The sequence below is a fragment of the Romboutsia sp. genome, assembly GCF_035470145.1.
GTDB lineage: Bacteria > Bacillota > Clostridia > Peptostreptococcales > Peptostreptococcaceae > Romboutsia_D.
This window is the reverse complement of sequence record NZ_DATIRC010000074.1, coordinates 1-4819: the sequence shown is the minus strand read 5'-3', so window position 1 is coordinate 4819 and position 4819 is coordinate 1. Positions and strand designations below refer to the sequence as shown.

Sequence of the window (4819 nt, the reverse complement as noted above, 5' to 3'; positions counted from 1 at the left end):
GAACTATAAACATAGATGATGGAAAAAAAGAAACAATATCTAAAAATACTACTCCAGAAAGTATAGATTTACAAAGATATTTTGATGAAATGCTGAAAAATGATTGTAAGTTTTGTGCGATGGAAGTATCATCTCATTCTTTAGCTTTAAATAGAGTTGGAAGTATAAATTTTTCAATAGGAATATTTACAAATCTTACAGAGGATCATTTAGATTTTCATAAAGATTTAGATGATTATAGAAATGCCAAAGAAAAATTGTTCTATAAAACCAGTATAGCTAATATTATAAATATAGATGATGAGTATGGTAAAACTATATTAAATAATATTAAAGGTTTGAATACACCAGCATATACTTATGGAATAAATTCAAAAGCTGATTTTATGGCAAGCGATATAAAATTATACCCAAATGGAGTTTCATATAAATTAACAACGCCAACATATAGTGAGGATATTTATGTAAGTGTTCCTGGTAAATTTACTGTTTATAATACACTTGCACTAATAAGTGCTTGTTATATATTAAATATTGAAATAGACATAATAAAAGAAAAGTTAGAAAATACACCAGGTGTAAAAGGAAGATTTGAAAATGTAAAAAATGATGAAGGTCTTACTGTTATTGTAGATTATGCTCACACACCAGATGCGTTAGAAAATGTATTAAATACAGTACAAGAATTTGTAATAGGAAAAATTATAACAGTATTTGGATGTGGTGGAGATAGAGATAAAACTAAACGACCTACAATGGGAAAAATAGCACAACAAAATTCAGATATAAGTATAATAACATCAGACAATCCTAGAACAGAAAATCCTGATTTAATAATAAAGGATATATTAGAAGGGATAGATGAAAATAAGGAGAATTATATAGTAATAGAAGATAGAAAAAAAGCTATATATAAAGCAATAGAGATGGCTGAAGTTGGGGATGTAGTAATGATAGCAGGTAAAGGTCATGAAGACTATCAAATAATAGGGACTACTAAACATCATTTTGATGATAAAGAGATAGCTTATGAAGCTATTGAAAATTTAAAATTACAATCAAGTAACATATAATTTAGGTAACACTTAAACTCATATATTTTAAAAAAGGAATTATACTATAAATTTTATTAGTATAATTCTTTTTTTGTAAGCGCATATATATTTTTATAAAATAAATATATAGAACTATTTATATAAATATTTAATTTGAAGAATATCTCATTTTTACATGGGGAATTCCAACTTCATCATAAACATCAGAGACTTCTATGAACCCACAAGATAAGTAAAGGTCTTTTATGTACTCTTGAGCAGATAAAGTTATGTTATTTTCATTAAGCTCAGATGTTATAAAGTCTATAGCTTTATCCATCATTTTTTTAGCAATCTTATATCTTCTATATTCTTGCAAAACTAAAACTCTTCCAATAGAAATATCATCATAAGAACTAAACTCTTTAGGTATTATTCGGGCATAAGCAGTTATGTTATTATCATTTTCAAGAAAAATATGATAGCATTTTTTATCTACATCATCAAAATCATTTTCTCCAAATATTTTTTGCTCACAAGCAAACACCTCATATCTACATTTTGCTATCTCATAAAGCTCATTTAAAGTTAAATCATTAAAATGTTTTATCTTAAACATTCAACCTTCCCCCTTTATAAATTTTAAAATAAATATTATTATATAGTATAGCATTGTTTTAATGAATTCAAAACAGTAGTCTTAGGAGGGAAAATGAATAATACTAAAAAATTGACAGAGGCAGGGCTTTTGTCAGCTTTATTTATAGTAGGTACTATAGTAGCAGTAGGTAGTGGTTTTGGATATACCATTTATTTAGATTTTGTAGTGCCAGTATTTTTTTGTATAGTATGTATAAAATGTGATTTTAAATACAGTGTTTTATCTGGAATAAGCTCATTGATTATAGTAGGACTAATACTTGGAAATATAGGAACGGCTATATGGGCAAGTCAAAGTGTTATTCTTGGAATTATGTGTGGAAGTTTAGTACTTAAGGAAACTACTATTATGGATGATTTAGTGTATGCTTCTATATTAGGGGTTATAGTTATGGTATTTATAGATGTTTATGCATCAAAACTAATAGGATATAGTTTTATGAAAGAGTTTCAAGGGTATACAAAAGTATTTCCTTATAAAGAATATGTAGATGTAGTTTATTACTTATTCATAGCATTATTTCCTTTTGGAACTGTATTTAGTATATATTTTTTGTCTTTAATATTATCTAAAAAATTAAATATATTAAAAGGAAATGGTAAGAAAAAACTACAAATAATAAGCAATTTTAGAAGTTTTTCAAGATTTTTATGTTGTTCTAAGTATGTATTTTATGGATGTATTTTTTATATATGTATTATGGAAATTCTAAGTTTATTAAAAATAAACTTAGGTTGGGTTTATTTAAAAACAATTTTAATATCTATAAAATATTTATGCTTATATTTTGTAATAAAAGATGGATATACAGCGTTTCAAAATTACTTATTATCAAAGTATCAGAAAGTATCTTATATAAGAATATCATCAGTTATTACATTAATATTATTAATTTTCACATTTAAAATAACAACACTATTAATTATAATTTTCAACATAATATTAGATGCGAAATTAAACATAAGGACAAAGCAAATAAGCATAATAAATAATTATATAAATAGTTTATCAAGTAAATAAATACAGGTGGGGGATGTAATGAAGAAAAATACAAATTGGCTTAAAGAAATACCATTTGCACATAGAGGCTTATACAATGAAGTTTTCCCAGAAAATTCTATGGGTGCATTTCAAAATGCTATTAAGTATGGGTATGGTATAGAATTAGATGTTCAATTTACTAAAGATAAAAAGGTTGTAGTATTTCATGATGATAATTTAAAAAGAATGACAGGTAATGAAAATGACATAAATGACTTAACATATAGTGAAATAAGTAAATTAACCTTATTAAATACAAATGAGAGAATTCCTTTATTAAAAGATGTATTAAATGTTATAGATGAAAAGGTACCTGTAATAATTGAAATAAAGACAGATAATAAATACATAAGTTTAAGTGAAAAAGTATATAATATAATTAAAAATTATAATGGTAAGTATTCTATACAATCATTTGACCCTCGTATTGTAAAGTGGTACAAAGATAATGCAAATGAAGTAATAAGAGGGCAGATATCTAGTTGTTTTCAAGATGCACTGATAAAGTGGTATAAAAAATTTGTTTTAAAAAATATGTTATTAAATTTTAAAACAAAGCCAGACTATATATGTTATGGATTGTATGGGATAAATAATATTGCAATAGCAATTTTAAGAAAGAAAATGCCTATTGTATCATGGACAATAAGAAATGAAGAAGAAATGAAAAAAGCATATAAATAGTCTGATAATATAATATTTGAAGGATTTATGCCACCCAAAAATAAAACAAATAAAAGGGTTGACAAATTATAAGATTCAGAATATATTAATATTATTAACAATTAACAACAATTAACATTAAAATAATATTTAAAGCGATGAAAAGAAAAAGTAAAACTAATGTAGTCTAACAGAGAGTTTCCGTTTGGTGAGAGGAGCAAGATAAATTAGTTTGAATACATCTTAGAGCAGTTTTCCTGAAAGATAACAACCATTAGGGAAAATCGGATTAGCACACGTTATAGTGATAAGGTATAACCATAGATTGGCGTACCTACTGAGGTTAATATTGCAAGATATTAATGAATTAAGGTGGTAACACGTGAGTAATGCTCTCGTCCTTTTATTAGGATGAGAGCTTTTTTAATGCAAAAACATAAAAGTATAATTATAATATAGGAGGTAAAAAATGATAAATTTAGATGATCAAATTAAAATAATATTAAAAGGTGTAGATGATATAATAGATGAAAAAGATCTTAGAGAAAAATTAATAAAAGCTGATAAAGAAGGACGTCAATTAGTTGTAAAATTAGGACTTGATCCATCAGCTCCAGATATACATTTAGGACATACTGTAGTTCTTAGAAAAATGAAGCAATTACAAGATTTAGGACATAAGGTAATAATAATAATAGGAGATTTCACAGGTAAAATAGGAGATCCAACTGGAAAATCTCAAGCTAGAAAAGCATTAACTACAGAACAAGTTTTAGAAAATGCAAAAACTTATGAAGAACAAATATTTAAAGTTTTAGATAAAGAAAAAACAGAAGTTAGATTTAACAGTGAATGGTTAGCTAAGTTAAACTTTGAAGATGTAGTAAAATTAGCGGCTACAATAACAGTAGCAAGAATGTTAGAAAGAGAAGACTTCAAGAAAAGATATGAAAGCCATACTCCAATATCAGTACATGAATTCTTCTATCCATTAATGCAAGGATACGATTCAGTTGCAATAAATGCTGATATAGAACTTGGAGGAACAGATCAAAGATTTAACTTGTTAATGGGAAGAGCATTACAAAAAGAATTTGGTCAAGAATCACAAATAGTTATAATGATGCCTTTAATAGAAGGATTAGATGGTGTCAATAAAATGAGTAAGAGTTTAGGAAACTACATTGGTGTAGATGAAGAAGCAGGAGTAATGTACCAAAAGGCTATGGAAATACCAGATGAGTTAATAGTTAAATACTACAACTTAGTAACTGATGTTCATCCTGATGTAGTTAATAAAATAGAAGCGGATTTAAAAGAAGATAGAGTCAATCCAAGAAACGTAAAAATGGAACTTGCTAAAGAAATAGTAAGGCTATATCATGGAGAAGAAAGAGCTAATTTTGCTGAAGAAAGATTT

5 protein-coding genes and 1 other annotated feature are annotated in these 4819 nt (G+C 26.1%); of the genes, 4 read left to right on the top strand and 1 reads right to left on the bottom strand.

Features of this window, described 5'->3' with window-relative positions:
- Window positions 1-1073: UDP-N-acetylmuramoyl-L-alanyl-D-glutamate--2,6-diaminopimelate ligase (locus tag VLM92_RS02585; protein ID WP_325274794.1), on the top strand; the 1073-nt coding region annotated here is incomplete at its 5' end.
- A 130-nt stretch (window positions 1074-1203) separates the two neighbouring features.
- Here the strand turns inward: VLM92_RS02585 and VLM92_RS02580 are convergent.
- On the bottom strand, window positions 1204-1653 hold the full coding sequence (locus VLM92_RS02580) for a GNAT family N-acetyltransferase (protein ID WP_325274793.1): 450 nt from the start codon (window positions 1651-1653) through the stop codon (window positions 1204-1206).
- Between the two features lie 93 nt (window positions 1654-1746).
- Here VLM92_RS02580 and VLM92_RS02575 point away from each other — a divergent pair, with 93 nt between their 5' ends.
- The 3 genes from VLM92_RS02575 to tyrS form a co-directional block, all read left to right on the top strand.
- Window positions 1747-2715, top strand: coding sequence for a DUF2232 domain-containing protein (locus VLM92_RS02575; protein WP_325274792.1), 969 nt, complete (start codon window positions 1747-1749; stop codon window positions 2713-2715).
- Between the two features lie 18 nt (window positions 2716-2733).
- Complete coding sequence (locus VLM92_RS02570; RefSeq protein ID WP_325274791.1) at window positions 2734-3420, top strand: glycerophosphodiester phosphodiesterase family protein; 687 nt, start codon at window positions 2734-2736, stop codon at window positions 3418-3420.
- A 128-nt stretch (window positions 3421-3548) separates the two neighbouring features.
- Window positions 3549-3805, top strand: a binding site (T-box leader).
- A gap of 63 nt (window positions 3806-3868) precedes the next feature.
- Window positions 3869-4819 (top strand): tyrosine--tRNA ligase (gene tyrS, locus VLM92_RS02565; RefSeq protein WP_325274790.1); only part of this gene is annotated, 951 nt, incomplete at its 3' end.